This is a genomic window from Brevundimonas olei (assembly GCF_037055245.1).
GTDB classification, from domain to species: domain Bacteria; phylum Pseudomonadota; class Alphaproteobacteria; order Caulobacterales; family Caulobacteraceae; genus Brevundimonas; species Brevundimonas olei.
This window is the reverse complement of record NZ_CP146369.1, coordinates 190,244-215,068: the sequence shown is the minus strand read 5'-3', so window position 1 is coordinate 215,068 and position 24,825 is coordinate 190,244. Positions and strand designations below refer to the sequence as shown.

Here is a 24,825-nt window from a genome sequence, read left to right as displayed (position 1 = left end):
GGATCAGCCGAACAGGCGGCTGTCCCACCAGACCGGCGTCTCCAGCCCCGGCTTGATGCGGGCGAAGTCGGGGTGAGTTGTGTTGAAGACGAAGTTGCGCTCCATCCGCGCCACGACCGAGGGCGTGATCAACAGGGCCGAGCGGTCTTCCGCGTGCCAGGCGCGGCCGAAGGCGCGGGCCGCCGCCCCGCCCGGCTCGGCCCAGCCGGGAACCAGGTCCGGGTTGACGACCTCGTAGGAGACGCCCGCCGGAATGTGGATCTCCACATGGTGCTGGCCCAGCGGCAGTTCGCCGCCGAAGTGGACCAGCTTCTCCAGCATGGCGGTGGAATAGTGTTCGGCGGCGTAGATCACCCTCTGACCCGCCTCGTGCCACCGGCCCGAGGCCAGGCGCGAGCCGCCGTCGCTCCAGATCGGGTGCTCCCCGCGCGGATCGCCGATGCGGAATCCCTTGAGCGCGTCGTCCAGCCGACGGTGCATGCCGGACCTAGACCGCGAAGCCGGCGTCGGCGCGGCGCACCAGATTGATCACCGCCTCGGCTCCCGCTGAACTGGACTGGGCCATGGCCAGCGGCGTGCGGCCGTTCAGCAACTGGTGCGGACGGTTCAGGAAGCGGACGACGGCGGCGCTGTCGCCGCGATAGGCGCGGCCCACGGCGTCGACCACGCGGCCGACCTCGTACAGACGCTCGCTCATTTCGCGCGACAGGGGCTTGCGGCTGGTGCGGGCGCGCCGCAGCGTGGCCTCCGGAATGATCTGGCCGACCACGCGCGGCATGCCGATGACCTGGCCCAGGGCGGCGGCGGCGGCGGGCTTCAGCCCTTGGGACACCCGCTCGGCCAGGGCCACGTCGTCCAGCGCCTCATTGTCGTTCAGGCCCAGCAGCTTGCCGATCCGCGCCGCGTCGCTGGCGGGCAGGGTCTCGGGCGAGGCGTAGAGGTCGAGGGCGGTCATGGCGGCGGCTTTCGTCATATGACGGCAATATGGGCGTCAAACGGCGAGGCGGCAAGAGCTTCGCCTCCCGCTCATCTCGGCCTCCAAGAAAAAAGGCCGGCGGATCGCTCCGCCAGCCTTCATTCTAGTTGGTCTAACGCGCTTTCGCGCTGCTTGAGACCTCTTACTTCTCGTCGCCGCGCGCCAGGTTGCGCAGGACGTAGGGCATGACGCCGCCAGCCTTGAAGTAGTCCAGCTCGGTCTGGTTATCGATGCGGCAGCGGACCGGGAAGCGGGCCATCTTGCCGTCCGACGGGCGGAACAGCTCGACCCACAGGTCCTGACGCGGCTTCAGCTTGCCGATGTTGGCGTCGGTCAGGCCGCGGATGGTGACGATCTCTTCGCCCGTCAGGCCCAGCTTCTGCCAGCCGTCTTCCTTGAACTGTAGCGGGACGACGCCCATGCCGACCAGGTTCGAGCGGTGGATGCGCTCATAGCTCTCGGCGATGACGGCGCGCACGCCCAGCAGGCGGGTGCCCTTGGCCGCCCAGTCGCGCGACGAGCCGGTGCCGTATTCCTTGCCCGCGAAGACGACCAGCGGACGGCCTTCCGACTGGTAACGCATGGCCGCGTCGTAGATCGACATCGTCTCTTCCGAGGGGAAGTGCTTGGTGACGCCGCCCTCGATGTCGGGGGTGATGCGGTTGCGGATGCGGATGTTGGCGAAGGTGCCGCGCATCATGACTTCGTGGTTGCCGCGGCGGGCGCCGTAGCTGTTGAAGTCCAGGGCGTCGACGCCGTGGTTGGTCAGGTACTGACCGGCAGGCGAGGCCTTCTTGATCGAACCGGCCGGGCTGATGTGGTCGGTGGTGATCGAGTCGCCGAAGATGCCCAGGATGCGCGCCTCGACGATGTCCGTGACCGGAGCAGGCTCCATGGTCAGGCCCTCGAAGTAGGGCGGGTTCTGGACGTAGGTGGAGGTGTCTTCCCACTCATAAGTCTGACCGCCGGTGACGGCGATCGCCTGCCAGTGCTCGTCGCCCTTGAAGACGTCGGCGTAGCGCTTGGCGAACATCTTGGGCGTGACCGACTTCTTCTGGATGGCGGCGATCTCCTGCGAGGTCGGCCACACGTCCTTCAGGAAGACGTCATTGCCCTTCTTGTCCTGGCCGATAGGCTCCTTGGTGATGTCGATGCGCATCGAACCGGCCAGGGCGTAGGCGACCACCAGCGGCGGCGAGGCCAGGTAGTTGGCCTGGACGTCGGGGTTCACGCGCCCTTCGAAGTTGCGGTTGCCAGACAGGACCGAGGCGGCGACGATTCCGTTGTCGTTGATCGACTTGGAGACGGCCGGGTCCAGCGGGCCCGAGTTGCCGATGCAGGTGGTGCAGCCGTAGCCGACCAGGTTGAAGCCCAGGGCGTCCAGGTCCTTCTGCAAGCCGGCGTCGGTCAGATAGTCGGTGACGACCTGCGAACCGGGGGCCAGGGAGGTCTTGACCCACGGCTTGGGCTTCAGGCCGAGGGCGTGGGCCTTGCGCGCCACCAGGCCGGCGGCGATCAGCACGCTCGGGTTGGAGGTGTTGGTGCACGAGGTGATGGCGGCGATGACGACGTCGCCGTCGCCCAGGTCGAATTTCTCACCCTCGACAGCGACGCGGGCGGCGTCGGTCGGACGCGAGAAGACGTCGGCCAGGGCGGTCTCGAAGGCCGGGGCGGCGGTGGTCAGCTCGACGCGGTCCTGCGGGCGCTTGGGACCGGCCAGCGACGGCACGACCGTCGAGATATCCAGCTCCAGAACGTCGGTGAAGATCGGATCTTCCGAGGTTTCGTCGATCCACAGGCCCTGCGCCTTGGCGTAGGCTTCGACCAGGGCGACGCGCGGCTTTTCACGGCCGGTGGCGGTCAGATAGTCGATGGTGGCCTGAGACACCGGGAAGAAGCCGCAGGTGGCGCCGTATTCCGGGGCCATGTTGGCGATGGTGGCCTGGTCCTCGATGGTCATGCCGGCGATGGCGTCGCCGAAGAATTCCACGAACTTGCCGACCACGCCCTTCTTGCGCAGCATCTGGGTGACGGTCAGCACCAGGTCGGTGGCCGTGGCGCCTTCCGGCAGCTTGCCCGTCAGTTTGAAGCCGACGACTTCGGGGATCAGCATCGGGATCGGCTGGCCCAGCATGGCGGCCTCGGCCTCGATGCCGCCGACGCCCCAGCCCAGGACGGCCAGGCCGTTGATCATGGTGGTGTGGCTGTCGGTGCCGACGACGGTGTCGGGATAGGCGACGGTCTTGCGGCCTTCCTCGGCGGTCCAGACGGTCTGGGCCAGGTGCTCCAGGTTGACCTGGTGGCAGATGCCGGTGCCGGGCGGCACGACGCGGAAGTTGTTGAAGGCCGACGAGCCCCAGCGCAGGAAGTTGTAGCGCTCGATGTTGCGCTCATACTCGCGCTCGACGTTCTGGCCGAAGGCGGCGGCGTTGCCGAAGTGGTCGACCATGACCGAGTGGTCGATGACCAGGTCGACCGGGACCAGCGGGTTGATCTTCTTGGCGTCGGCGCCGAGCTTGTCCATGGCGTCGCGCATGGCGGCCAGGTCGACCACGGCCGGAACGCCGGTGAAATCCTGCATCAGCACGCGGGCCGGACGGAAGGCGATCTCGTGCTCGACGGCGCCCTTGTTCTCGATCCAGGCGGCGACGGCCTTCAGGTCGTCCTCGGTGACGGAAACCCCGTCTTCGTTGCGCAGCAGGTTCTCCAGCAGCACCTTCATCGAGCGCGGCAGGCGGGAAATCCCGGCCAGACCGGCTTCCTCGGCGGCGGGAAGGCTGTAATAGGCGTATTTCTTGCGCCCGACCGCGAGGTCCTGGCGGGTCTTGAGGCTGTCAATCGACGGCATGGAGAAGAGTCCTCTGACAAACGCCGCCCGACAATTCGGTTGCGCCTTCGCGCGCTGGACGTCGGGGCGCACAGGTCCCCGGCGCGCGCGGCGAAAGCCTGCTGCGGCGCTTGCGCATATAGTCCCGCGCGCGAGGGCCGTCCATGTATCCACACCCGTGACGTGGACATTGAGAGAGACTCGCAAGTGCTGACCCGTCTGGAGATAGAGGGCCTGACCCTGTCGCGCGGCGAGCGGCGGCTGTTCGCCGGCCTGTCCTTCGCCTTGGCGGCGGGCGAGGCGGCGGCCCTGACAGGGGCCAACGGGGCGGGCAAGACCAGTCTGCTGCGCGCCGTGGCGGGCTTCATCCGGCCGGACGCCGGCTTGGTGGTTTTTCACGACGCGTCCGGTCGGGTCGAGGCGGAGACGGCGCGCCGCTCGGCGCTACATCTGCTGGGCCATCACGAGGGTTTGAAGCCGCAGCGCACCGCGCGTCAGGAGCTGGGCTTTCAGGTCGAATGGCTGGGCGGTTCGGCCGTCGCCCTCGATGCGGCGGTCGCCCGGTTGAAACTTTCGCCCCTGCTGGACCTGGAGACGCGCAAGCTGTCGGCGGGGCAGAGGCGGCGTCTGTCGCTGGCGCGTCTGGTCGCGGCCCCGCGCGCCCTGTGGCTGCTGGACGAACCGCTGGCGCCGCTCGACGAGGCTTGGCGCAGCGTCGCCGCCGAGCTGATGGCGGAACATCTGGCGGGCGGCGGCATGATTCTGGCTGCGGTGCACGATCCCCTGCCCGTCCCGGCGCGGTCGCTGGATTTGGGAGGCGTTCAGTGAAGGCTGTCCGCGCCCTGTTCGCGCGCGAGCTGTCGCTGGCCTGGGGCGGCGGCGGCGGGCCGCTGCTGGCTTGCGGCTTCCTGTTGTGCCTGACGGCCATCCTGCCGCTGGCGGCGGGCGGCGACCCGCGGGTCCTCGCGCCAGCGGCTTCGGGGGCCAGCTGGATGGCGCTGGCGCTGGCTTCGCTGCTGTCGCTGGAGCGGATGTTCGAGCGGGATCTGGAGGACGGAGCGCTGGATCTTCTGGCGACCGGCCCCCTGCCGCTGGAAGCGGTGGTCGGGATCAAGGCCCTGGCCCAGTGGCTGGCGACGGGGCTGCCGCTGGCGGTCGCCGCGCCGGTCGCGGCCCTGGCTCTGGGTCAGCCGCCGGAGCTGATCGGCCTGACGGGCGCCTCGGCGGCGCTGGGCGGTCTGGGCTTCGCCCTTACCGGAGCCCTGGGCGCCGCCCTGGCCCTGGGCGCGCGGCGCGGCGGCCTGCTGATCGCCGTGGTGGTGCTGCCGCTGTTCATTCCGCCGGTGGTGTTCGGAGCCGGCGCCCTGACCCGCGTCGCCGCCGGCCAGAGCCCGGCCTCGGCCCTGGCCCTGCTGGGCGCCTATGTCCTGTTCGCCCTGGTGATCGCGCCCGTAGCCGGGGCCGCGGCCGTCAGGAACGCGCAGGGTTAGCGCCCCTTCAGCGTCACATACAGCGCGCCGTCCCCGCCGTGACGGCGGTGGGCGGGGGCGAAGCCCGAGACCACGCCGCGCAGATGCGGTCCGGTCAGCCATTCGTGGACCGAGGCGCGGATGACGCCGCCGCCTCGCCGGCCCTGTCCGGTGATGACCAGCACCGAGCGCAGGCCGCGCATTTGGCAGCCGATCAGGAAGCCGCGCAGCTGATCCTCGGCCTCGAAGCGGCCGAAGCCGTGCAGGTCGATGCGCGCCTCGATGGGATCGCGCTCGCGCGACAGGCGGCGCTGGCGGCGCGGCTCCAATTCTTCCGGCGCGGGGCGAGGACGGGGCGCGACGGTCTTTGGCGAGAGCGGGGGCGATGCGGCGACGCGCCCGGCCGAGGCGGGGGTCAGGGCTGTCGCGCGTTTCTTGCCCGCCGCGCCGCGTTGAGGCGGCGGCGTAAGAGCGAGCGCCTCATCGGCTTGGGGCAGAACGGCGCCGGGCGTCACGCGGGCGGCCTTGCGATGGGCGGGCGGCGTCACCGTGGCGGTCACCCTGCCCCAGATGCGCCTGTCGTCATCGGTTGTCGCCGATGCGGCTTTCGGCCCCTTTCCGGAAGGGGGGCGTGCCACGCTCAGTCCTCGTCGTCGAAGGCGGCCGACGGGCCGGGCTCATGGGCCAGCAGATCGCCGGGCTGGCAGTCCAGCTCGCGACACAGGGCGTCCAGGGTGGTGAAGCGCACGGCGCGCGCCTTACCTGTCTTGAGGATGGACAGGTTGGCGACGGTCACGCCGACGCGGTCGGCGAGTTCCGTCAGCGACATGCGGCGCTGGGCGAGGATGCGGTCGAGCTGGACGCGGATGGCCATGGGTTGAGCTTTAGCGTTTCTCGTTCAGATCGTCAGTTCGGATTCGCGGCGAAGGCGCGCGCCTTCGCGGAAGACCTCGGCCAGGACGAAGACGACCAGCACGGAAAAGACGGGGGTGAGCAGGTCGCTGATTCCCTGCGGCTCCATGACGCCCGGCGCCAGGCGCGAGGCGACCAGCCCCTGCACCAGCCAAACGCCCCCGGTCACGACGGCCAGGATCAGGCCCACATGGCGCAGGCGGCGCACGTTGTCCGGCTGGAACGGATCGCCCAGGGTCAGGGTGCGGAAGATCTTGCGCAGATGGCGCAGAATAATCAGGAAGCCGCCGAAATAGGCGGTCAGGGCGCCCAGGGCGAACAGCAGCAGCGGACGCGTCAGAGGCATCTCGCGGCCGTCGGCGCCGTCCGAGACGGTCACGTTCAGATTGTCGATCGGGATGAAGATGGAGGCGACCCACAGAAGGAGCAGCAGGCCGGTGACGAGGATCATCACCACATAGGCGGCGTCCAGCGCGATCTTCAGCAGGCTGGCGACGGAGCCGGGACCGATGGTTCTCAGGTTCGGCGTCCGCAGGGAGGAGGCGCGAAGCGGGGTCTGGGCGGGCAGCCGGTTCGGTTTCCGCAATCGCGTCATCGGGCGTCTCAGGCCGGGAAGGGAGGCGCCGTCGCCGCGGCGGGTCCGGCCGACCCGCGCGCGGCTCTATTCTTTGCGGCGTTCATGGCGATCGTCAAAGTCCCCCTCCGATCCCGCAGGATCAGAAACCCTGGATGATCAGGGCGATCGCCGCGACCGGCAGCGCGGCCAGCAGGAAGGCGTTGCCCAGGCTGTGGGCCAGACGGTCCATAAGGTTGGTCTTTCGCATGGCTTGCATATCAGTCTCTCCGTCAATGCACGTTTCTTGTGCATATTTGTTGTACCGCTGGGTCATTGTTGCGAGATGTTTCTCTCGCTTGAACGGTGCGGCCCCCGTTCTTGAGAATGAAGATAGGTCATGCCCTGCAGAAAGCCAACTTACATATCGTTTAACGATGTTACCATTTCGCAATGGATCCGACGGGAGTAAGGTCGCGTCATGAATCTCAAGCTGATCAAGGGGATGCGGCTCGTGGCCGCCACCCACAATCCGGGCAAGGCGCGCGAGATCGAAGCGCTGCTGGATGGACATTACCGGATCGTCACGGCGGGAGAGCTGAATCTGCCCGAGCCGGAGGAAACGGAGAGCACCTTCGTCGGCAACGCCATGCTCAAGGCGCGCCATGCGGCCCAGGTTTCGGGAGAGGTCGCCCTGGCCGACGATTCCGGTCTGTCGGCAGCTGCGCTGGACGGGGCGCCGGGGATCTATTCCGCGCGCTGGGCGGGACCGGACAAGGATTTCGCCCTGGCCATGAAGAAGGTCGAGGAGCGGCTGGAGGAAACCGGTTCGCGCGATCGGTCGGCCTGGTTCACCTCGGCCCTGGCGGTGGCCTGGCCGGACGGTCCCTGCGTGGTGGTCGAGGGTCGGGTGGACGGCCAGCTGGTCTTCCCTCCGCGCGGCGACGGCGGTCACGGTTACGATCCCGTCTTCCAGCCCGAGGGCTCGGACAAGACCTTCGCCGAGATGGACGCCGCCGAAAAGGACGCCGTCAGCCATCGCGGCCGGGCCTTCGACAAACTCAAGGCGGCGCTGATGGATTGATCGTGGTCCTTCTCCCCTTGTGGGAGAAGGCGGTTGCCGAAGGCAGACGGATGAGGGGGCTGTCGGCTCCAGACTCTACGAAGGCCCCCATGCTCAACCCGCCCCCTCATCCGAACGGCTCCGCCGCCCACCTTCTCCCCCGAGGGGAGAAGGGCGCCGTCGCCCTCTATGTCCACTGGCCCTATTGCGCGCGCATCTGCCCCTATTGCGACTTCAACGTCGTGCGGGACCGGGGCCGGGTCGAGGAACAGGCCGGGCTGGCGCGGGCGATCCTGAACGACCTGGAGGCCCAGGCGGCCCTGGTCGGGCCGCGCGCCCTGGCCTCCATCTTCTTCGGCGGCGGCACGCCCTCCCTGATGCCGCCCGAGGCCGTGGCGGCGGTGGTCGAGCGCGCGCGCGCCCTGTTCCCGCCGACGGACGACATCGAGATCAGTCTGGAGGCCAATCCGACCGACGCCGAGGCCGGGCGCTACGCCGCCCTGGCCCAGGCCGGGATCAACCGCCTGTCCATGGGGGTGCAGTCGTTCGACGACGCGGCGCTCGAATTCCTCGGCCGCGATCATTCGGCCGCCGAGGCGCGTCGCGCCATCGGCCTGGCGGGCCGCGTCTTTCCGCGCCTGTCGATCGACCTGATCTACGCCCGGCCGGGTCAGAGCGTCGCCGACTGGACCGCCGAACTGGCGACTGCGCTTGATCTGGGGTTCGAGCACGTCTCCCCCTATCAGCTGACGATAGAGGGGACGACGGCGTTCGGGCGGGCCGTGGCGCGCGGGGCCTGGTCGCCGCCCGACGAGGACCTGGCCGCCGAACTCTATGAAGCGACGCAGGCGACGCTCGAGGCGGCCGGGTTCGAGGCCTATGAAGTGTCCAACCACGCCCGGGACCTCGCCGCGCGTTCCAGCCACAATCTGCATGTCTGGCGCGGCGGGGATTACCTCGGCCTCGGCCCCGGCGCCCACGGCCGGATGACCCTGGCCGAGGGTCGGGTCGCCACCGTCGCCAAGCGTCGTATCGGGGACTATGTGCAGGGCGTCGCCGCTGGATCGCCTTGGGCCGAGCGCGAGGTTCTCGACCCGCGCGACGCTGACGAGGAGCGCGTTCTTCTGGGCCTGCGCACCGTCGAGGGCGTGCCCCTGACCCTGCTGCAGCGGCTGGGCCTGTCGGCGGATGCTGGAAGGTTGGCCGATCTGCTGGCGGACGGCTTCGTCAGTCTGAAGGACGACCGCATCGCCGCCACGGCGACGGGGCGACCGCTGCTGGACGCCGTGCTCAAGACCCTGCTGACCTAGACCGCGCCGCGCCGGACTGGCAGGGTTCGGTCGATGTCAGACGCCCCGCTTTTTCCGCCGACCGCCCCGCCCGCGCGCCCCGTTTCGCCGGGCCTCTATCTGGTGGCGACGCCGATCGGAAATCTGCGTGACATGACGCTGAGGGCGCTGGACGTGCTGGCGGCGGCCGATCTGGTCCTGGCGGAGGACACGCGGGTGACGGCCAAGCTGCTGACCGCCTATGGGCTGAAGGCCAGGCTTGAGCGCTGCGACGACCACGCCTCGGCCCGCGCGGCCGAGATCGCGCTCGAACGGCTGAAGGCGGGCGAGGTGGTGGCCCTGGTGTCCGACGCGGGCACGCCCCTGGTGTCCGATCCCGGCTATGTGGTGGCGCGCGCGGCGGCGGCCGAGGGCCTGCCGATCCATCCCGTGCCCGGCCCGTCCAGTCTGCTGGCGGCGCTATGCATCGCCGGGCTGCCTGCCGACCGGGTGCTGTTCGCGGGCTTCCTGCCGCCCAGGTCGGCGGCGCGCCGCACGGCGCTGGAGGAGCTGCGGCCCGGTCGTCAGACCCTGGTCTTCTTTGAGAGCGGGCCGCGCCTGCGCGATAGCCTGACCGACATGGCCGAGGTGCTGGGGCCGCGCCCGGCCGCCGTCGCCCGTGAACTGACCAAGCTCTATGAGGAATGCGTGCGGGGCACGCTGGCGGAGCTCGCCGCCGATCCGCGCCTGGACGCGCCCAAGGGCGAGATCGTGGTGGTGGTCGGCCCCGGCGAGGCCGAGACGGCCAGCGCCGCCGACGCCGACGCCGCCCTGTCCGAGGCTCTGACCCGCCTGCCGCCCGGCGAGGCGGCGGCCGAGGTGTCCAAGGCGCTGAACCTGCCCAGGAAGCCGCTCTACAAGCGCGCGCTGGAGCTGAAGGGGCGGTGAGCCCGGCCCTGCGGCCGCCTCCGCCGCCGAGGAAGCCCAAGGCCGGCTGGCGCCGACAGCTGGGCGGACGGTCGCATCGCCAGGGGCATGACGCCGAATGGATCGCGGCCCTGTGGCTGATGCTCAAGGGCTATCAGGTGCTGGCCTTCCGCCTGAGAGGTCGGGGCGGCGAGATCGACATCCTGGCGCGGCGCGGGCGCGTTCTGGCCGCTGTTGAGGTCAAGCGCCGTGCGACGCTCGAGGCCGCGACGCTGGCCCTGGGGGCGGATCAGCACCAGCGCCTGATCCGCGCGGCCGAGGCGGCGGCGCGCGGACGGCCGGCCCTGGCGGGTCTGGACCTGAGAATCGACATGGTGGCGCTGGCCCCCGGACGCTTTCCGCGTCATCTTCGCGGCGTGATCTCCACGGGAGCGGACCGGTCTTGACGCGCGAGGAAGCAGAAGCGGTGCTGGCGCAGGCGGGACAGGGGCCGGACGAGGCCTTTCCCTTGCTGGATTGCGCCATCGCCTGCGCCATCCACGACTATCCGTTCCGCGACGCCGACGGCGTGCGCATTCTGGCCGATCACGCCGCCCAACGGCTCAAGGAGCGCGCGGCCAATGAAAGCCCCGACGACGCCCTGACCGAGGCCCTGGCCGGCGACCTGCGGTTGAACGGCGACCTGCTGAACTACGACCATCCGGCCAACACCGACGTCATCGACGTGGCCGAACGGCGGCGCGGCCTGTCGGCGGTTCTGGTCATCTTCTATCTGGATGCGGCGCGGCGAGCCGGGCTGACGGCGGCGCCGGTTGATTTTCCGGGCCACGTCCTGCTGCGGGTCGAGACGCCCGAGGGGCCGGTGGCGCTGGACCCGTTCAGCCAGGGGCGGCTGGTCCTGCCGTCGGAGCTGACGCGCCGAGCCCTGCTGGCCGGGCTGACGCCGCACGTGGCCGACCGGCTCGACCTGTTGATGGCCCCGGTCAGCGAGCGCCAGACCTTGATCCGCCTGCAGAACATCCTGTTCACCCGGGCTCTTCAGGCCCGCGACTACGAAGGGGCCGAACGTTCGGCCCTGCGCCGCGCCCTGCTGGACCCCGAGGATCACCGCCCGTGGCTGGACGTCGCCGCCGCCCGCGAGAAGCAGGGCGCCCTGACCGGCGCCATGCAGGCCCTGTCGCGCGCCCGCACCCTGGGCGAGCCGATCGCCGCCTGCGACGCCCGCCTGGACCGGGTGCGGATGCGGTTGAACTGAAGCGCGGCCTTGCGGCGGGCAGGTCCGAGCCTCAAGTAGGCACTGACGGCGCTTCGGCGTTCAAGCAGCACGCGCATGCGCGGCGAGCGTCAGCGCCACTAAAACCAGCTCAAGCAGCGAGCGCCCGCGGCGCGAGCGATAGCGCCACAAAAGAAGGACTCCCCATGCTCAAGGTCGCCATCCAGATGGATCCGCTCGAGGCGGTCAACGTCGAGTCGGACACCACCTTCCTGATGGCCCTGACCGGACAGGCGCGCGGCCACAAGCTGTGGGTCTATGATTTCCGCACCCTTGCGCTGGAGGACGGCCGCTTGTTCTGCCGCGCCCGCCCGGTGACGGTGCAGCGCAAGCAAGGCGACCACGCCGACTTCGGTCCCGAGCAGCGCCTGGACCTGGCCGAGGACGTCGACGTCATCCTGATGCGTCAGGACCCGCCCTTCGACATGGCCTATGTCACCGCCACCTATCTGCTGGAGCGGGTGCATCCGCAGACCCTGGTGGTCAACAACCCGGCCGAGGTGCGCTCGGCGCCGGAGAAGCTGATCGCCACCCTCTTCCCCGGTCTGCAGCCGCCGACCCTGGTGTCGTCCGACCCCGAGGCCCTGGTCGATTTCCATCGCCGCCACGGCGATGTGGTGCTCAAGCCCCTGCACGGCGCGGCCGGTTCGGGCGTGGTGCGGCTGAAGGCCGACGATCCCAACCTGGAGGCCCTGATCGAGATTCACGCCGAGGCCTCGCGCGATCCTCTGGTGATCCAGAAATTCATCCCGGCGGTCTCGGCGGGCGACAAGCGCATCATCCTGGTCGATGGCGAGCCGGTGGGCGCCATCAACCGCATCCCCGCCAAGGATCAGGTGCGCTCCAACCTGCGCGTCGGCGGCACGGCGGCGCCGGTCGAACTGACCCCGCGCGATCTGGAGATCTGCGCCGCCATCGGCCCCTATCTGAAGGAACGCGGCCTGATCTTCGTCGGCATTGACGTGATCGGCGACTATCTGACCGAGATCAACGTCACTTCCCCGACCGGCGCCCAGCAGCTGCTGAAGTTCGCCGGGATCGATGCGACCGAGCGCATGTGGGAAGTCATCGAGCAAAGAAAGACCGCAGCGGCCTGATCCTGGCCGATCTCTAAGGGAGGGAAAATCATGACGACCATCATCCGGACCGGGGCGCTGGCCGCTCTGGCTATGGCTTTCGCCTGTCCGACTGTCGCCGAGGAGACGCCCAAAGGGCCGCCCATCGAAGCGCTGGAGCGGCTTATCACGAGCCGAACGCCGGAAACGCGCGTTGAAGCGCCTGACCACGAGCGCATAAGCGCACGCCGTATCGACATCGTCGATGCTGATGGCGTTATCCGCATGACCCTGGCGGGCGACAACCCTTCGGCGATCATAGACGGCGTCGAGTATCGACGCTCCATCAACGTGGCCGGGCTCATCCTCTATGATGACAAGGGCAGCGAGCGCGGCGGCTTCGGCACGGCGGACGTCGAGGGCGGCATGGCCATCCTGGCGCTGGACCATCCCGCCATGGATGCGATCGGTTGGCGCGTGGCGCCGGACGGCGAGGTCAGCTTCATCATCAACCAGGCGCCGCCGCCGGTGCGCGAACCGAAGCTGGGCGGGGCCCTGGTGCCCGGCGTGGAGACGCCGACGCGTATGCGTCTGTCAGTGGCGCCCGACGGCACGCCTGCTGTCGCCCTGTCCGACAAGAACGACAAGCCGCGCGTGCGCCTGACCGTCACCGAGGAAGGCTTCGGCGCCATCCAGTTCCTGAACGCCGAGGGTCAGGTGATTCATACGATCGCGCCGGAAGCCGACCTGCCGACGAGCTGACCGAACGGCGCTCTTGTAGTTGCTGTGAGTTCGTGATTTGTTCTCTCAAATACGGGAGGGAACGGCATGGTCGCGCGAGTGGTGACGGTGGCTTTCGACGGCGTCGATGCGCGTCGGGTCGATGTGGAGGTGCAGCAGGTCGGTTCGCCCGCCGGCGCCTTCGCCATCGTCGGCCTGCCGGACAAGGCGGTGGCCGAAAGCCGTGAACGGGTGCGCGGCGCCTTTGCGGGCATCGGCCTGGCGCTGCCGGCCAAGAAGGTGATCGCCAACCTGGCCCCCGCCGATCTGCCCAAGGAAGGCAGTCATTTCGACCTGCCCATCGCCCTGGCCCTGCTGGCCTCCATGGGGGTGATCGGGCCGGACGCCCTGGACGGCTGGGCGGCGGTGGGCGAACTGGGTTTGGACGGACAGATCGCGGCGGTCGGCGGAACCCTGCCCGCCGCCATGGCGGTGAACGCCATGGGGCTGGGTCTGATCTGCCCCGAGGCCAACGGGCCCGAGGCGGCCTGGGCGGGCGAGGCGCGACTGCTGGCGCCGCGCTCCCTGATCGGCCTGATCAACCATTTTCGCGGAACCCAGGTGCTGCGCCCACCCCAGCCGGGGCCGGTGCTGGAAGGGCGCGCCGTGCCCGACCTGCGCGAGGTCAAGGGACAGGAGGGCGCCAAGCGGGCGCTGGAGATCGCCGCCGCCGGGGGCCACAATCTGTTGTTCGTCGGCCCGCCCGGCTCGGGCAAGTCGATGATGGCGGCGCGCCTGCCGGGCCTGCTGCCGCCGCTGACGCCGATGGAGCGGCTTGAGACGTCGATGGTCTGGTCGGTGGCCGGATTGATCGAGCGCGGGGCCCTGACGCGCGAGCGGCCGTTTCGAGCGCCCCATCATTCAGCCTCCATGGCCGCCCTGACGGGCGGCGGACTGAAGGCCAAGCCGGGCGAGGCCTCTCTGGCGCACAACGGCGTCCTCTTCCTTGATGAACTGCCCGAATACTCGCCCCAGGCGCTGGACAGCCTGCGCCAGCCGCTGGAGACGGGCGAGATCGTGGTGGCGCGCGCCAACGCCCATGTGCGCTATCCGGCGCGGTTCCAGCTGGTGGCGGCGATGAATCCCTGCCGTTGCGGCGTGGGCGGGCCGGGGCGCGGCGCCTGCGGCAAGGCTCCCCGCTGCCAGAAGGATTATCAGAACCGCATCTCCGGCCCGATGTTCGACCGCATCGACCTGACGGTGGAGACGCCGGCGGTGACGGCAGCCGACATGATCCTGCCCGCTCCGGCCGAAGGCACGGCCGAGGCCGCCGCCCGCGTGGCCGCCGCCATGCAGATGCAGGAGAATCGCATGGCCGAGGCCGGGTTGACGGGAATGCAGGCGCTCAACGCCCGCGCCTCGGGCGAGGCGCTGGAGCGGTTCGCCGCGCCCGATCAGGCGGGGCGCGCCCTGCTGATGAAGGCCGGAGAGGCTGGGGACCTGACCGCCCGCGGCTGGACGCGGACCCTGCGTCTGGCCCGCACCATCGCCGATCTGGACGGGGCCGACGGCGTGCTGCGCCGCCATGTGGCCGAAGCCTTGATGTACCGGCGCAGCACGGTCGGTGCCCATGAGGATTTCGACCGTCAGGCCAGCCGGCGGATTCTGTTTCCTGTTCGCGAGACAGGGCCGGGACAAACGCCGTTCGTTTGGAATTAACACCTCGGCCCTAGGCTGCCGCTATGGGACAGACGCGCCGCAGACCTTCGTCGCAGACCGAGCTTTTCCCGGCCGCGCCCGTCGCCGCCGTGGATGGAAGCTCGCCCGAACAGCAGTTCCTGCGGCTGATGAGTCACGAGATGCGCACGCCCCTGAACGGGGTGATCGGCATGTTGGGCCTGCTGTCGCGAACGCGTCTGGATGGGGCGCAGCGCGCCTATGCCGAGGCGGCGCAGAAGTCGGCGGAGCATCTGCTGGGCCTGGTCAATGATCTGCTGGATTACGCCCGGCTCGAAGCCGAGACGCTGGAGTTCGACCCGGCCCCTGTCGACCTGGAGGGGCTGGTGCGGGGCGTGGCCGAACTGCTGAGCCCGCGCGCCCACGACAAGGGATTGGAGATCGTCTGGTCGGTGGCGGCCGAGGCTCCGGACATCATCGCCGACGAGGGCCGTCTGCGCCAGATCCTGTTCAATCTGGCGGGAAACGCCGTGAAATTCACCGACCGGGGCGGGGTCCGCCTGGCGGTCGAGCCCATCGGCGAACGCCTTGGATCGCGCACGCGTCTGGCCTTCATCGTCGACGACACCGGCCCCGGCGTGCCGGAGGAGGCGCGGGGGCGCATCTTCGAGGAGTTCGGCCACGCCGACGCCTCCGACGCCGCCCGGTTCGACGGCGCCGGACTGGGCCTGGCGGTCGTGCGGCGGCTGGCGCGCGCCATGGGCGGAACCGCGGTGGTCGAGGATCGCCCGGACGGCGCCGGCGCCCGCTTCCGTTTCGAGGCCGAGTTTCCCGTGGCGGACGAGGCTGAAGCGCGTGCGCGGCCCCTGGCGGGGCTGGCCGTGGCCATCCGCACGCCAGATCCCTTCGTGCGTCGTGCGGCCGCCGATCAGATCGAGGCGTCGGGCGGTCGGGTCGCGCGCCAGGCCGGGGTGACCCTCATCGATCATGCGGGCGCCGAAGACGGGGCGCTGGCGGTCCGGCCCAGCCAGGGTCAGGCCATCATCCTGCTGCGCCCGTCTGAACGGGATCTGATCAGCCGCTATCGGGCGGCGGGTTTCTGCGGCTATCTGATCAAGCCGCTGCGCCGGGCGTCCCTGGCGGAGCGCGCCCTGGCGGCGGCCGCGCCGCGCCGGGGCCTGCCCGCGCCGCCGGTCCGGCCGGGCGACGACGACCGGGTGGCCCATGTGGCCTTCAAGGGCGTGCGCGTCCTGTTGGTCGAGGACAATCCGGTCGGCGCCCTTCTGGCGAGGACGCTGCTGCGGCGCGAGGGTTGCGTGGTCCAGACCGCCGCCGACGGCCAGGAGGCGCTGGACGCCCTGAAGGCGGCGCGCTTCGACCTGGTTTTCATGGACATGCGGATGCCGCGCCTGGACGGGCCGAGCGCGGCGCGCGCGCTGCGGGCGCGCGGGGACCAGACGCCGATCATCGCCCTGACCGCCAACGCCTTCGCGGAGGACCGCGCGGCCTGTCTCGAGGCCGGGATGGACGATCACCTGGCCAAGCCGCTGGAGGCGGACGCCCTGCGCGTCGCCTTGGCGCGCTGGACGAACGCCGCCAACCGCGCCAAGGTCGCGGTGTCCTAACCGCCAGTAGTCCGTCGTCCGTAACGCCCGGCGGCGCCTCCGCCGGAGCCATGCATGACTGATTCCAAGACGCCCGCTTCCGAGGTCGCGGCGTTGCAGCCGTCTCCTAAGGGACTGGGCGTGCTCAAGGCGGCGTTTCGCGAACGGCGCACCCTGGCCATGCTGCTGCTCGGCTTCTCGGCGGGCCTGCCCTTCGCCATGCTGTTCGGCACGCTGAACGCGTGGTTGTCAGATGCGGGCGTGTCGGTGGCGACGATCGGCGTGCTGTCCTGGGTTGGACTGTTCGGCGCATTCAAGTTTCTGTGGTCGCCTGCGGTCGGGCTGACACCGCCTGTTGTCGGCCGGATGGGCCGGCGTCGGTCATGGCTGATCTTGTGCCAGATCGTGCTGGCGGGCGCGCTTCTGGCCATCGCCCTGTCGCATCCGGGCACGGGGGCGATCGTGGTGTTGGCGGGCGCCGCCGCCCTGGGCGCCTTCGCTTCGGCGACGCAGGACATCGTCATCGACACCTGGCGCATCGAGGTGGCTGACGAGAGGACGCCGGTAGATCTGTTGTCGACCGTCTATCAACTAGGCTTCCGCACGGCGGCCCTCGTCGGTGGGGCGGGCGCCCTCGTGCTGGCTGATCAGCTGGGTTGGTCGGCGACCTTCGTCATCGGCGCCGGGCTGATGGGGCTGGGCGTTCTGGGCACGCTGATCGCGCCCGAACCCAAGGCCGCGCCGCGCGCCGCCATCGCACGCGAACGCATCGGGTCACCGCGCCTGCGGATGACCGCCTTGGCCGTCACCCTGGCTGCCTGGGCCTGGGCCGCCTTCATGCTGGTGCGCTTCATGGTCACGGCTTTGACCGTCAAGCCCGCGCCCAGCGCCGGAGAGTTCACCGCCGTCTGGGGGCCGTGGATCGTCGGCATGGCGGTGATCCTGCCCGCCGTCCTTGCGGGGATCATCGTTTGGCGGGGCGGCAAGGCGGCTCCCTCATCGTCGACATCTTCGGGGGCCAGGGAGACGGGTTTCGCTGATACCCTCTACGACGCCATCCTGGCGCCTCTGGTCGAACTGATGGGCCGTTTGGGCTGGGGTGCGGTGATCGTGCTGGGGCTGATCCTGACCTATCGCATTACCGACGGCGTCTGGGGTCCGTTCGCCTTCCCCTTCTACATGGGGGACACAGGCGGGGCGCTGGGCCACTCCAAGACCGAGATCGCTCTGGCGTCCAAGACCTTCGGCGTGGTGATGACTATCATCGGCATCGCCCTGGGCGGATGGGCATTGCTGGTCATCGGCCGGATGGCCAGTCTTCTACTGGGCGCGGCCCTGTCTGCCGCGACCAATCTGTTGATGATGGACCTGGCGCTCGGCGCGCCGGTGATCGGCGGCTTCATGAGCGCGACCGGCCTGTACAAGCTGTTCGGCGCCTTCGGGGTGAGCGAACCTCTGGCGCGACTGATGCTGGCGATCGCGGGCGAGAACATCGCCGGCGGCTTCGCGGGCGCGGCCTTCGTGGCCTATCTGTCGGCGCTGTCGAACAAGATGTTCGGTGCGGTGCAGTTCGCCGTCTTCACCTCCCTAGCGCTGCTGATCGGCACCTTGGGGCGTGGCGCCTTGGGCGAACTGATTGAGCGTCAGGGCTATGCGGCCATGTTCGTCATCGCCGCCTGGCTCGGCGTGGTGGCGGTGGTCTTCTGCGCGATGGAATGGGTGCGTCAGGTGATGGAGCGCCGGCGTCTCGGGCTCGAGGTCTAGAGGCCGAAACGCAAAGAGGCGGCCCGAAGGCCGCCTCTCGACGTTGTTGCGATGGGCAGGCGGTCAGTCCTCGACCTCGACCCCTTCGGCGTAGGCGGCGAAGGTGGCCGCCGTCATGATCTCGCTGACCGAGGCGCCCAGGGGCACGATCTGGACCGACTTCTCCAGACCCACCAGCAGCGGGCCGATCACGGTGGCGCCGCCCAGAGCCTGGACCAGTCGGGTCGAGATGGCTGCGGAGTGGATGGCCGGCATGACCAGGACGTTGGCGTCGCCGGTCAGGCGCATGAAGGGGTAGTTGGCGCGGGCGTCGGAGTTGAGCGCCAGGGCCGGCGGCATCTCGCCTTCATATTCGAAATCGAGATCCATGCCGTCGAGGATGCGGATGGCTTCGCGCACCTTCTCGCCGCGGTTGCCCGGCGGATCGCCGAAGGTCGAATAGCTGAGGAAGGCGACGCGCGGCTTGCGGCCCAGGGTCTTGACCGTGGCGGCGGCCTTGACCGCGATCTCGGCCAGTTCGGCCGCGTCGGGCAGTTCGTGGATCGAGGTGTCGGCCACGAACAGGGTGCGCCCCTTGGCCAGCAGGATCGACAGGCCGATCATGCGGTCCGTGACGTCGAGGACGCGGCGGACTTCCTTCAGCGCCATGTTGAAGTTGCGGGTCACGCCGGTGACCATGCAGTCCGCCTCGCCGCGCGCGACCATGGCGGCGGCGAAATAGTTGCGGTCCTGATTGATCATGCGCTGGACGTCGCGACGCAGATAGCCGCGACGCTGCAGGCGGGCGTAGAGCCAGTCGACGTATTCGGCGTTTCGGTCCGATACGCGGGCGTTCATGATCTGGATTCCCAGCTCATCGAAGCTCAGGCCGGCCTCGGCGGCGTTCTGGCGGATCAGCTCCTCGCGGCCGACCAGGATGGGCGTGCCGAGATCGGCCTGCTTGAAGGCCCAGGCGGCGCGGATGACCGACTGCTCCTCGCCCTCGGCGAAGACGACGCGCTGTTTCGGACCCGAGCGCACGCTGGCCTGGATCTTCTGCATCAGGGCGGCCGACGGATCGACCCGCTGGCGCAGGCTGATGCGATAGGCGTCCATGTCCTCGATCGGCTTGCGCGCCACGCCGGTCTCCATCGCCGTCTGGGCGATGAAGGGCGGGATGTACCAGATCAGGCGCGGGTCGAACGGGGTCGGAATGATGTATTCCGGGCCGAACTTCAGCTTGCGGCCGCGATAGGCGGCGGCGACCTCGTCCGGCACGTCCTCGCGGGCCAGCGCCGCCAGGGCGTGGGCGCAGGCGATCTTCATCTCGTGGTTGATCTGGCGCGCGCGCACGTCCAGCGCGCCCCGGAACAGATAGGGGAAGGCCAGGACGTTGTTGATCTGGTTCACATAGTCCGAGCGGCCCGTCGCCATGATGGCGTCCGAACGGACCGACTTGACGTCTTCCGGGGTGATTTCCGGGTCGGGGTTGGCCATGGCGAAGATGATCGGATTGGGCGCCATGGAGGCGACCATTTCCTTGGTGATCGCGCCCTTGGCCGACAGGCCCAGCACGACGTCGGCGCCGACCATGGCCTCGGCGAGGGTGCGCAGAGGCGTGTCGGTGGCGTGCGCGGCCTGCCATTGGGAGACGTTGTCGCGGCCCTTGTAAATGACGCCCTGGCGATCGCAGATGACCGTGTTCTCGGCCTTGACGCCGGCGGCCTTCATCAGGGCGATGGACGACAGGCCCGCCGCCCCGGCGCCCGACAGGACGACCTTGAGGTCTTCCAGCTTCTTGCCGACGATGTGGGCCGCGTTGATCAGGCCGGCGGTCGAGATGATGGCCGTGCCATGCTGGTCGTCATGGAAGACGGGAATGTCCAGCAGGTCCTGCAGCTGGGCTTCGATCTCGAAGCACTCAGGGGACTTGATGTCCTCCAGGTTGATGCCGCCCCAGGTGTCGCCGATGTTCTTGACCACGGTGACGAACTCGTCCGGGTCGATGGTCTTCACCTCGACGTCGAAGCTGTCGACGTCGGCGAAGCGCTTGAACAGGACCGACTTGCCTTCCATCACCGGCTTGGAGGCCATGTGGCCCAGGTGACCCAGGCCCAGGATGGCGGTGCCGTTCGAGATGACGGCGACCATATTCCCCTTGGAGGTGTAGTCGTAGGCCTTGTCCGGGTCCTCCGCGATGGCCAGGACCGGCACTGCCACGCCCGGCGAATAGGCCAGCGACAGGTCGCGCTGGGTCGCCATCGGCTTGGTCGGGGCCATGGAGATCTTGCCCGGCGTCGGATCGCTGTGGAACTCCAGAGCGTCGTCGTCGGAGAAGGTCTGTTTGTCGGTCAATTCGGGCATTTCGATCTCGGGAAGAGGCAGGCGCATTTCGTTCCTAGATCGTGGGACCTTCGCCGACAACCGCTGACGCCGGGTCAAGGGCGATTGCGTGGTTTCTCCGTCACGCCGCAGGCAGGAAACCGGTTCCTTCGATCTCGACAGGACCCGTCATGAAGACGTGGTTCGACGCTTCGTCCCAGTTGATGGTCAGTTCGCCGCAGTCGACGATCACCGTCGCCCGGCGATCGGTCAGTCCGCGCCGCGCGGAGGCCACCAGGGCGGCGCAGGCGCCGGTGCCGCACGCTAGGGTCAGGCCCGCCCCGCGCTCCCACACCCGCAACCGGATGCGGTCGCGATCCAGGACGTCGGCGAAGCCGACGTTGACCCCCTCGGGGAACAGAGGGTGGCGTTCGACCAGGGAGCCGGAGCCGCGCACGAAGGCGTCGTCCTGCTGGTCGGTGAAGAAGACGACGTGGGGGTTGCCCATCGACACCGCACCCGGCGTATGCAGCACGGGCGCGTCGATCGGTCCGACCTGAAGCTCGATCCCGCGCGTGTCCATCTCTTCGGCCAGCGGCACTTCGGACCAGTCGAGACGCGGCGCCCCCATATCGACCGTTACTTCGTGGATGGCCGCGGTCGTCGACCCTTCGGGATCTCCCGACCCGGCGCGGCCTGGAACAGAGGATGAGGCGCGGCGCGCGGTGGTGGGGCCGCCCAGGGTGTCGATGACCACCTCTTCTTTGTCGGTCGCCTCCAGCATCAGCCAGCCGACGCAGCGCAGGGCGTTGCCGCAGGTCTCGACCATGGAGCCGTCGGCGTTCCATACCCGCATGAAGGCGTCGGCCGTCTCGGACGGCTCGATGCCGATCAACTGGTCGAATCCGCCCAGGCCCGCCGCCGGATCGGCCAGGGCGCGCACCTGGTCCGCGGTCGGGTGAAAGGGCTCTTCGAAGGCCTGGACGACGATGAAGGCGTTTCCGGCGCCGTTCATGCGGATGTAGGGTCGGGCGGGTTGGCTCATGACGCCCTTCATATAGGATTTTTCGCCGGTTCATGTATCGCTGACGACGATGACGTCTGATCATAGCGAAACCGCCAAATCCGACGGGCTGCGGCTGAGGGCGCGCCTGCGCTACCTCTATCACGGCGCCCAGCCGGCGGCGGTGAAGTTCCGCCTGATGGTGATCATCGTCGACCTGATCATCATCGGCTTCTTCCTGGCCGCGCCGATCCTGAAGGAGGCGGGCTGGGTCTTCTATGTCGCCGACTACTTCATCGCCGCCATTCTGGGCCTGGACCTGGCGGCGCGGGCCTATGCCTATTCCGACGTCCGCGACTGGCTGAAGAAACCCATCGTCTGGGTCGACCTGTTCGTGCTGGCGACCCTGCTGTTCCCGGCCTGGCTGGCGAATTTCGGCTTCCTGCGGCTGCTGCGGTTCTGGAGCCTGCTGAACAGCGACCTGTTCTGGCGCACCATCGGCCGCCGGTTCGACGACACCCGCGTCGAGGAGATCACCCGCGCCCTGGCCGCCCTGGTCACCTTCGTCTTTGTGACGACCGGCTTCGTCTACGCCTATTTCCGGGGCAAGGCCGAGCACATCAACGGCTATCTGGACGCCCTGTACTTCACCGTCGCCACCCTGACGACGACGGGCTTCGGGGACATCACCCTGCCGGGCAACTGGGGGCGGGTCATCTCCATCGTCGTCATGCTGGTGGGCATCACCCTTTTCATTCGTCTGGCTCAGACGCTGATCCGGCCGCACAAGGTCAAATTCCCCTGCCCCACCTGCGGGCTGCAGAAGCACGATCCCGACGCCGTGCACTGCAAGGCCTGCGGCCAGATCCTGTGCATCCCGGACGACGGCGATTGAGCCGCAGCCTGCGGCGAAAGATTACAAGTCCGTAAGATTACAGGCGCTTGCCCCTCGCCGCCGCCCTCGCCAAGGTGCCGCGCGAAACATTCGTCCGTTGGGGGACATCCATGACCATCCGCTCGTTGGCGTCCGTCGCCGCCCTTCTTCTCGCCGCCGGAGCCGCACCCGTCGCCATGGCCCAGACCACCGTTTCCACAAGCGCCGCCTCGACGGCTTCGGGCTTCGCGACCAGCGATGCGACCGACCCCTATCTGTGGCTGGAGGAGGTCGAGGGCGACCGCGCCATGGAATGGGTCAAGACGCACAACGAGACCTCCCTGGGAACGCTGCAGGGCGACCCACGCTATGAGACCCTGCACCAGCAGGCGCTGGACCTGGTGCAGTCGCGCGACCGCATCCCCTCGCCCGGTTTCACTCACGACGGCCACGTCGACAACTTCTGGCAGGACGCCGACCATGTGCGCGGCATCTGGCGGCGCACGACGCTGGCGTCCTATCGCACCGATGCGCCGCAGTGGGAGACGATCCTGGACATCGACGCCCTGTCGGCGGCCGAGGGCGCCAACTGGGTCTACAAGGGCGCGACCTGCCTGGCGCCGGAGGAGCGCTACTGCCTGATCTCCCTGTCGAACGGCGGCAAGGATGCGGTGACGATCCGCGAGTTCGACAGCGTCACGAAAACCTTCGTCGAAGGCGGGGTTTCGCTGCCGGAATCCAAGGGCGGCGCCAGCTGGATCGACAAGGATACGCTGCTGATCTCGCGCGACTTCGGCGAGGGCTCGCTGACGGACTCGGGCTATCCGCGCACCGTGCGTCTGATGAAGCGCGGCCAGAGCGTCGATCAGGCGGTCGAGGTCTTCGCCGGTCAGCAGACCGACGTCTCGGTTTCGGGCTACACCCTGCGCGACGCCGACGGCGCGGTTCAGGCGGTGCTGCTGAACCGGGGGATCAACTTCTATGAGAGCGAGACGTGGCGCCTGAACGCCGACGGTTCGACGACGAAGCTGGAGCTGCCGCTCAAGTCCAACATCAACGCCCTGGTCGCCGGCCAGCTGGTGGTGACGACGGATCAGGACTGGACTGCGCCCTCGGGTCAGGAATTCAGGACCGGCGACGTCATCGCCTGGAACCTGCAGGCCTGGCTGGCCGATCCGAAGACCTCGGCCCAACTGGTGATCCGCCCCGGCGAGCGCGAGGCGATCGAGGGGCTCAACGCCACCCGCAACAAGCTGGTCGTGGCCCTTTACGAGAACGTGCGCGGCTCGGTCTATGTCTATGACCCGGCCGACTGGAGCCGCACGCGCCTGGACCTGCCGCAGAACGTTTCGGTCGGCGTCGGTTCGGCGTCGGAACAGGACGACAAGGTCTTCGTCAGCGTCACCGGCTATCTGAACCCGTCCAGCCTCTATCTGGCCGATGCGGCGACCGGCGCTGTCGCCCTGACCAAGGCTCTGCCGGACAAGTTCGACGCCAGCGGAATGCGCGTCGATCAGTTCGAGGCCCGCAGCGCCGATGGGACGATGATCCCCTATTTCGTGGTCCACAAGGACGCGATGGCGATGGACGGCTCGAACCCGACGCTGCTGTATGGCTATGGCGGCTTCCAGTCGTCCCTGCTGCCCGGCTATTCGCCGACGGTCGGCAAGCTGTGGCTGGAGCGCGGCGGAGTCTACGTCATCGCCAATACGCGCGGCGGCGGCGAGTTCGGTCCCAAGTGGCACCAGGCGGCCCAGCAGGAAAACCGCCAGCGCGCCCATGAAGACTTTCAGGCCGTGGCCCAGGACCTGATCACGCGTGGGATCACCAGCCAGCCGCACCTCGGGATCATGGGCGGCTCGCAGGGCGGACTGTTCATGGGAGCCATGCTGACCCAGCGCCCCGACCTGATCAATGCGGCGGTCATTCAGGTGCCCCTGTTCGATATGCTGCGCTTCCACAAGCTGCTGGCGGGCGCGTCATGGATGGGTGAGTACGGCGACCCGGACATTCCCGAACAGCGCGCCTGGATCGAGCAGTATTCCCCCTATCAGCGGCTGGCGGCGGGTCAGCCTTATCCGGAAGTCTTCATCCACACCTCGACCAAGGATGACCGCGTCCACCCCGGTCATGCGCGAAAGGCGACGGCGCGACTGGAAGAACTGGGCTATCCCGTGCTCTTCTATGAAAACACCGACGGCGGCCACGCGGCCGGCGCCAATCTGCGTGAGACGGCCCGCCGTATCGCGCTGGAATACACCTATCTGACCCGCAGGCTGATGGATCAGCCGGCGCAGCAGTAGTCTGTGTGATCCGGTCCTCCTCCGTGAGCTTCGGCGAGCGGGGGAGGGGGACCACGAAGTGGTGGAGGGGCCGCCCCCGAAACGCCGAAGCTGGTCCCGCCCCCTCCACCGCCTGACGGCGTTCCCCCTCCCCCGCTGCGCAGGGGAGGATTTCGAAAGCGGAGTTTTCTTCGATGAAGTCCCTCTTCCTGTCCGCCGCCCTGCCTGCCCTTCTTCTCGGGGCTTGCGCCAGTCCGATTGACGCTTCGGAATTCCA

Annotated in this window: 22 protein-coding genes; 14 read left to right on the top strand and 8 right to left on the bottom strand. The window is 68.9% G+C overall.

The window, feature by feature from the left end:
- Nucleotides 1–3: 3 nt before the first annotated feature.
- The 3 genes from V8J38_RS00990 to acnA form a co-directional block, all read right to left on the bottom strand.
- Nucleotides 4–480 carry an RES family NAD+ phosphorylase gene (locus tag V8J38_RS00990; RefSeq protein ID WP_338577472.1) on the bottom strand — a complete coding sequence of 159 codons (477 nt, stop codon included), beginning with the start codon at nucleotides 478–480 and terminating at the stop codon, nucleotides 4–6.
- Nucleotides 481–487: 7 nt separating this feature from the next.
- Nucleotides 488–955 carry an antitoxin Xre/MbcA/ParS toxin-binding domain-containing protein gene (locus V8J38_RS00985; protein ID WP_291780527.1) on the bottom strand — a complete coding sequence of 156 codons (468 nt, stop codon included), beginning with the start codon at nucleotides 953–955 and terminating at the stop codon, nucleotides 488–490.
- A gap of 163 nt (nucleotides 956–1,118) precedes the next feature.
- Nucleotides 1,119–3,824, bottom strand: a complete 2,706-nt coding sequence (acnA, locus tag V8J38_RS00980) for an aconitate hydratase AcnA (protein ID WP_338577469.1) — start codon at nucleotides 3,822–3,824, stop codon at nucleotides 1,119–1,121.
- A 186-nt stretch (nucleotides 3,825–4,010) separates the two neighbouring features.
- On the opposite strand from acnA, the gene ccmA reads away from it, so the two are divergent.
- The gene (gene ccmA / locus V8J38_RS00975) at nucleotides 4,011–4,631 is read left to right on the top strand and encodes a heme ABC exporter ATP-binding protein CcmA (protein ID WP_338577467.1); all 621 of its coding nucleotides are present in this window, start codon (nucleotides 4,011–4,013) and stop codon (nucleotides 4,629–4,631) included.
- Nucleotides 4,628–5,293, top strand: a complete 666-nt coding sequence (ccmB, locus tag V8J38_RS00970) for a heme exporter protein CcmB (protein WP_338577465.1) — start codon at nucleotides 4,628–4,630, stop codon at nucleotides 5,291–5,293. Before ccmA ends, ccmB begins: the two co-directional genes overlap by 4 nt.
- Here the strand turns inward: ccmB and V8J38_RS00965 are convergent.
- The 3 genes from V8J38_RS00965 to V8J38_RS00955 all read right to left on the bottom strand — a co-directional run bounded on the left by V8J38_RS00965 (nucleotide 5,290) and on the right by V8J38_RS00955 (nucleotide 6,779).
- Nucleotides 5,290–5,832 carry a Smr/MutS family protein gene (locus tag V8J38_RS00965; protein ID WP_338577463.1) on the bottom strand — a complete coding sequence of 181 codons (543 nt, stop codon included), beginning with the start codon at nucleotides 5,830–5,832 and terminating at the stop codon, nucleotides 5,290–5,292. The two genes, ccmB and V8J38_RS00965, sit on opposite strands and share 4 nt — an antisense overlap.
- An 80-nt stretch (nucleotides 5,833–5,912) precedes the next feature.
- Nucleotides 5,913–6,146 carry a helix-turn-helix domain-containing protein gene (locus V8J38_RS00960; RefSeq protein ID WP_291780541.1) on the bottom strand — a complete coding sequence of 78 codons (234 nt, stop codon included), beginning with the start codon at nucleotides 6,144–6,146 and terminating at the stop codon, nucleotides 5,913–5,915.
- A gap of 24 nt (nucleotides 6,147–6,170) precedes the next feature.
- Nucleotides 6,171–6,779, bottom strand: a complete 609-nt coding sequence (locus V8J38_RS00955; RefSeq protein WP_312219961.1) for a DUF2975 domain-containing protein — start codon at nucleotides 6,777–6,779, stop codon at nucleotides 6,171–6,173.
- A 439-nt stretch (nucleotides 6,780–7,218) separates the two neighbouring features.
- Between V8J38_RS00955 and rdgB the strand changes: the two genes are divergently transcribed.
- The 10 genes from rdgB (at nucleotide 7,219) to V8J38_RS00905 (ending at nucleotide 18,088) form a co-directional block, all read left to right on the top strand.
- Nucleotides 7,219–7,821 carry an RdgB/HAM1 family non-canonical purine NTP pyrophosphatase gene (gene rdgB / locus V8J38_RS00950; protein ID WP_338577460.1) on the top strand — a complete coding sequence of 201 codons (603 nt, stop codon included), beginning with the start codon at nucleotides 7,219–7,221 and terminating at the stop codon, nucleotides 7,819–7,821.
- 89 nt (nucleotides 7,822–7,910) lie between these two features.
- A complete protein-coding gene (hemW, locus tag V8J38_RS00945) occupies nucleotides 7,911–9,110 on the top strand; it encodes a radical SAM family heme chaperone HemW (protein WP_338577458.1) in 1,200 nt (399 codons plus the stop codon).
- 33 nt (nucleotides 9,111–9,143) lie between these two features.
- Nucleotides 9,144–10,016 (top strand): 16S rRNA (cytidine(1402)-2'-O)-methyltransferase, encoded by an 873-nt coding sequence (rsmI, locus tag V8J38_RS00940; protein WP_338577457.1) that lies wholly within the window; start codon nucleotides 9,144–9,146, stop codon nucleotides 10,014–10,016.
- The gene (locus V8J38_RS00935) at nucleotides 10,013–10,441 is read left to right on the top strand and encodes a YraN family protein (RefSeq protein ID WP_422388301.1); all 429 of its coding nucleotides are present in this window, start codon (nucleotides 10,013–10,015) and stop codon (nucleotides 10,439–10,441) included. Before rsmI ends, V8J38_RS00935 begins: the two co-directional genes overlap by 4 nt.
- Nucleotides 10,438–11,250 carry a SirB1 family protein gene (locus V8J38_RS00930; RefSeq protein ID WP_338577455.1) on the top strand — a complete coding sequence of 271 codons (813 nt, stop codon included), beginning with the start codon at nucleotides 10,438–10,440 and terminating at the stop codon, nucleotides 11,248–11,250. The genes V8J38_RS00935 and V8J38_RS00930 overlap by 4 nt, the downstream gene beginning before the upstream one ends.
- Before the next feature lie 164 nt (nucleotides 11,251–11,414).
- Complete coding sequence (gene gshB / locus V8J38_RS00925) at nucleotides 11,415–12,365, top strand: glutathione synthase (RefSeq protein ID WP_338577453.1); 951 nt, start codon at nucleotides 11,415–11,417, stop codon at nucleotides 12,363–12,365.
- A gap of 30 nt (nucleotides 12,366–12,395) precedes the next feature.
- Nucleotides 12,396–13,085 carry a hypothetical protein gene (locus V8J38_RS00920; protein ID WP_338577452.1) on the top strand — a complete coding sequence of 230 codons (690 nt, stop codon included), beginning with the start codon at nucleotides 12,396–12,398 and terminating at the stop codon, nucleotides 13,083–13,085.
- A gap of 66 nt (nucleotides 13,086–13,151) precedes the next feature.
- A complete protein-coding gene (locus V8J38_RS00915; protein WP_338577450.1) occupies nucleotides 13,152–14,762 on the top strand; it encodes a YifB family Mg chelatase-like AAA ATPase in 1,611 nt (536 codons plus the stop codon).
- 23 nt (nucleotides 14,763–14,785) lie between these two features.
- Complete coding sequence (locus V8J38_RS00910) at nucleotides 14,786–16,345, top strand: response regulator (protein WP_291780566.1); 1,560 nt, start codon at nucleotides 14,786–14,788, stop codon at nucleotides 16,343–16,345.
- 54 nt (nucleotides 16,346–16,399) lie between these two features.
- Nucleotides 16,400–18,088 carry an AmpG family muropeptide MFS transporter gene (locus tag V8J38_RS00905; RefSeq protein WP_291780569.1) on the top strand — a complete coding sequence of 563 codons (1,689 nt, stop codon included), beginning with the start codon at nucleotides 16,400–16,402 and terminating at the stop codon, nucleotides 18,086–18,088.
- A gap of 63 nt (nucleotides 18,089–18,151) precedes the next feature.
- Here V8J38_RS00905 and V8J38_RS00900 read toward each other — a convergent pair whose 3' ends face one another.
- Nucleotides 18,152–20,431 carry an NADP-dependent malic enzyme gene (locus V8J38_RS00900; protein ID WP_312219667.1) on the bottom strand — a complete coding sequence of 760 codons (2,280 nt, stop codon included), beginning with the start codon at nucleotides 20,429–20,431 and terminating at the stop codon, nucleotides 18,152–18,154.
- 100 nt (nucleotides 20,432–20,531) lie between these two features.
- A complete protein-coding gene (gene dapF / locus V8J38_RS00895) occupies nucleotides 20,532–21,434 on the bottom strand; it encodes a diaminopimelate epimerase (RefSeq protein ID WP_338577446.1) in 903 nt (300 codons plus the stop codon).
- Between the two features lie 49 nt (nucleotides 21,435–21,483).
- On the opposite strand from dapF, the gene V8J38_RS00890 reads away from it, so the two are divergent.
- Both V8J38_RS00890 and V8J38_RS00885 read left to right on the top strand, forming a co-directional pair.
- Nucleotides 21,484–22,287: a potassium channel family protein gene (locus tag V8J38_RS00890; protein WP_338577445.1), complete on the top strand. Its 804-nt coding sequence runs from the start codon at nucleotides 21,484–21,486 to the stop codon at nucleotides 22,285–22,287.
- A 110-nt stretch (nucleotides 22,288–22,397) separates the two neighbouring features.
- Nucleotides 22,398–24,569, top strand: a complete 2,172-nt coding sequence (locus V8J38_RS00885) for a prolyl oligopeptidase family serine peptidase (RefSeq protein WP_338577443.1) — start codon at nucleotides 22,398–22,400, stop codon at nucleotides 24,567–24,569.
- Nucleotides 24,570–24,825: the final 256 nt, after the last annotated feature.

Excerpts from the sequence above, each read along its gene's own strand:
- gshB (WP_338577453.1), top strand. The coding sequence starts at position 11,415 with ATGCTCAAGGTCGCCATCCAGATGGATCCGCTCGAGGCGGTCAACGTC.
- V8J38_RS00915 (WP_338577450.1), top strand. The coding sequence starts at position 13,152 with ATGGTCGCGCGAGTGGTGACGGTGGCTTTCGACGGCGTCGATGCGCGT.
- V8J38_RS00985 (WP_291780527.1), bottom strand. The coding sequence starts at position 955 with ATGACCGCCCTCGACCTCTACGCCTCGCCCGAGACCCTGCCCGCCAGC.
- V8J38_RS00910 (WP_291780566.1), top strand. The coding sequence starts at position 14,786 with ATGGGACAGACGCGCCGCAGACCTTCGTCGCAGACCGAGCTTTTCCCG.
- V8J38_RS00955 (WP_312219961.1), bottom strand. The coding sequence starts at position 6,779 with ATGACGCGATTGCGGAAACCGAACCGGCTGCCCGCCCAGACCCCGCTT.
- V8J38_RS00885 (WP_338577443.1), top strand. The coding sequence starts at position 22,398 with ATGACCATCCGCTCGTTGGCGTCCGTCGCCGCCCTTCTTCTCGCCGCC.
- rdgB (WP_338577460.1), top strand. The coding sequence starts at position 7,219 with ATGAATCTCAAGCTGATCAAGGGGATGCGGCTCGTGGCCGCCACCCAC.
- V8J38_RS00905 (WP_291780569.1), top strand. The coding sequence starts at position 16,400 with ATGACTGATTCCAAGACGCCCGCTTCCGAGGTCGCGGCGTTGCAGCCG.
- V8J38_RS00960 (WP_291780541.1), bottom strand. The coding sequence starts at position 6,146 with ATGGCCATCCGCGTCCAGCTCGACCGCATCCTCGCCCAGCGCCGCATG.
- hemW (WP_338577458.1), top strand. The coding sequence starts at position 7,911 with ATGCTCAACCCGCCCCCTCATCCGAACGGCTCCGCCGCCCACCTTCTC.
- V8J38_RS00890 (WP_338577445.1), top strand. The coding sequence starts at position 21,484 with ATGACGTCTGATCATAGCGAAACCGCCAAATCCGACGGGCTGCGGCTG.
- acnA (WP_338577469.1), bottom strand. The coding sequence starts at position 3,824 with ATGCCGTCGATTGACAGCCTCAAGACCCGCCAGGACCTCGCGGTCGGG.
- V8J38_RS00920 (WP_338577452.1), top strand. The coding sequence starts at position 12,396 with ATGACGACCATCATCCGGACCGGGGCGCTGGCCGCTCTGGCTATGGCT.
- V8J38_RS00990 (WP_338577472.1), bottom strand. The coding sequence starts at position 480 with ATGCACCGTCGGCTGGACGACGCGCTCAAGGGATTCCGCATCGGCGAT.
- dapF (WP_338577446.1), bottom strand. The coding sequence starts at position 21,434 with ATGAGCCAACCCGCCCGACCCTACATCCGCATGAACGGCGCCGGAAAC.
- V8J38_RS00900 (WP_312219667.1), bottom strand. The coding sequence starts at position 20,431 with ATGCCCGAATTGACCGACAAACAGACCTTCTCCGACGACGACGCTCTG.
- rsmI (WP_338577457.1), top strand. The coding sequence starts at position 9,144 with ATGTCAGACGCCCCGCTTTTTCCGCCGACCGCCCCGCCCGCGCGCCCC.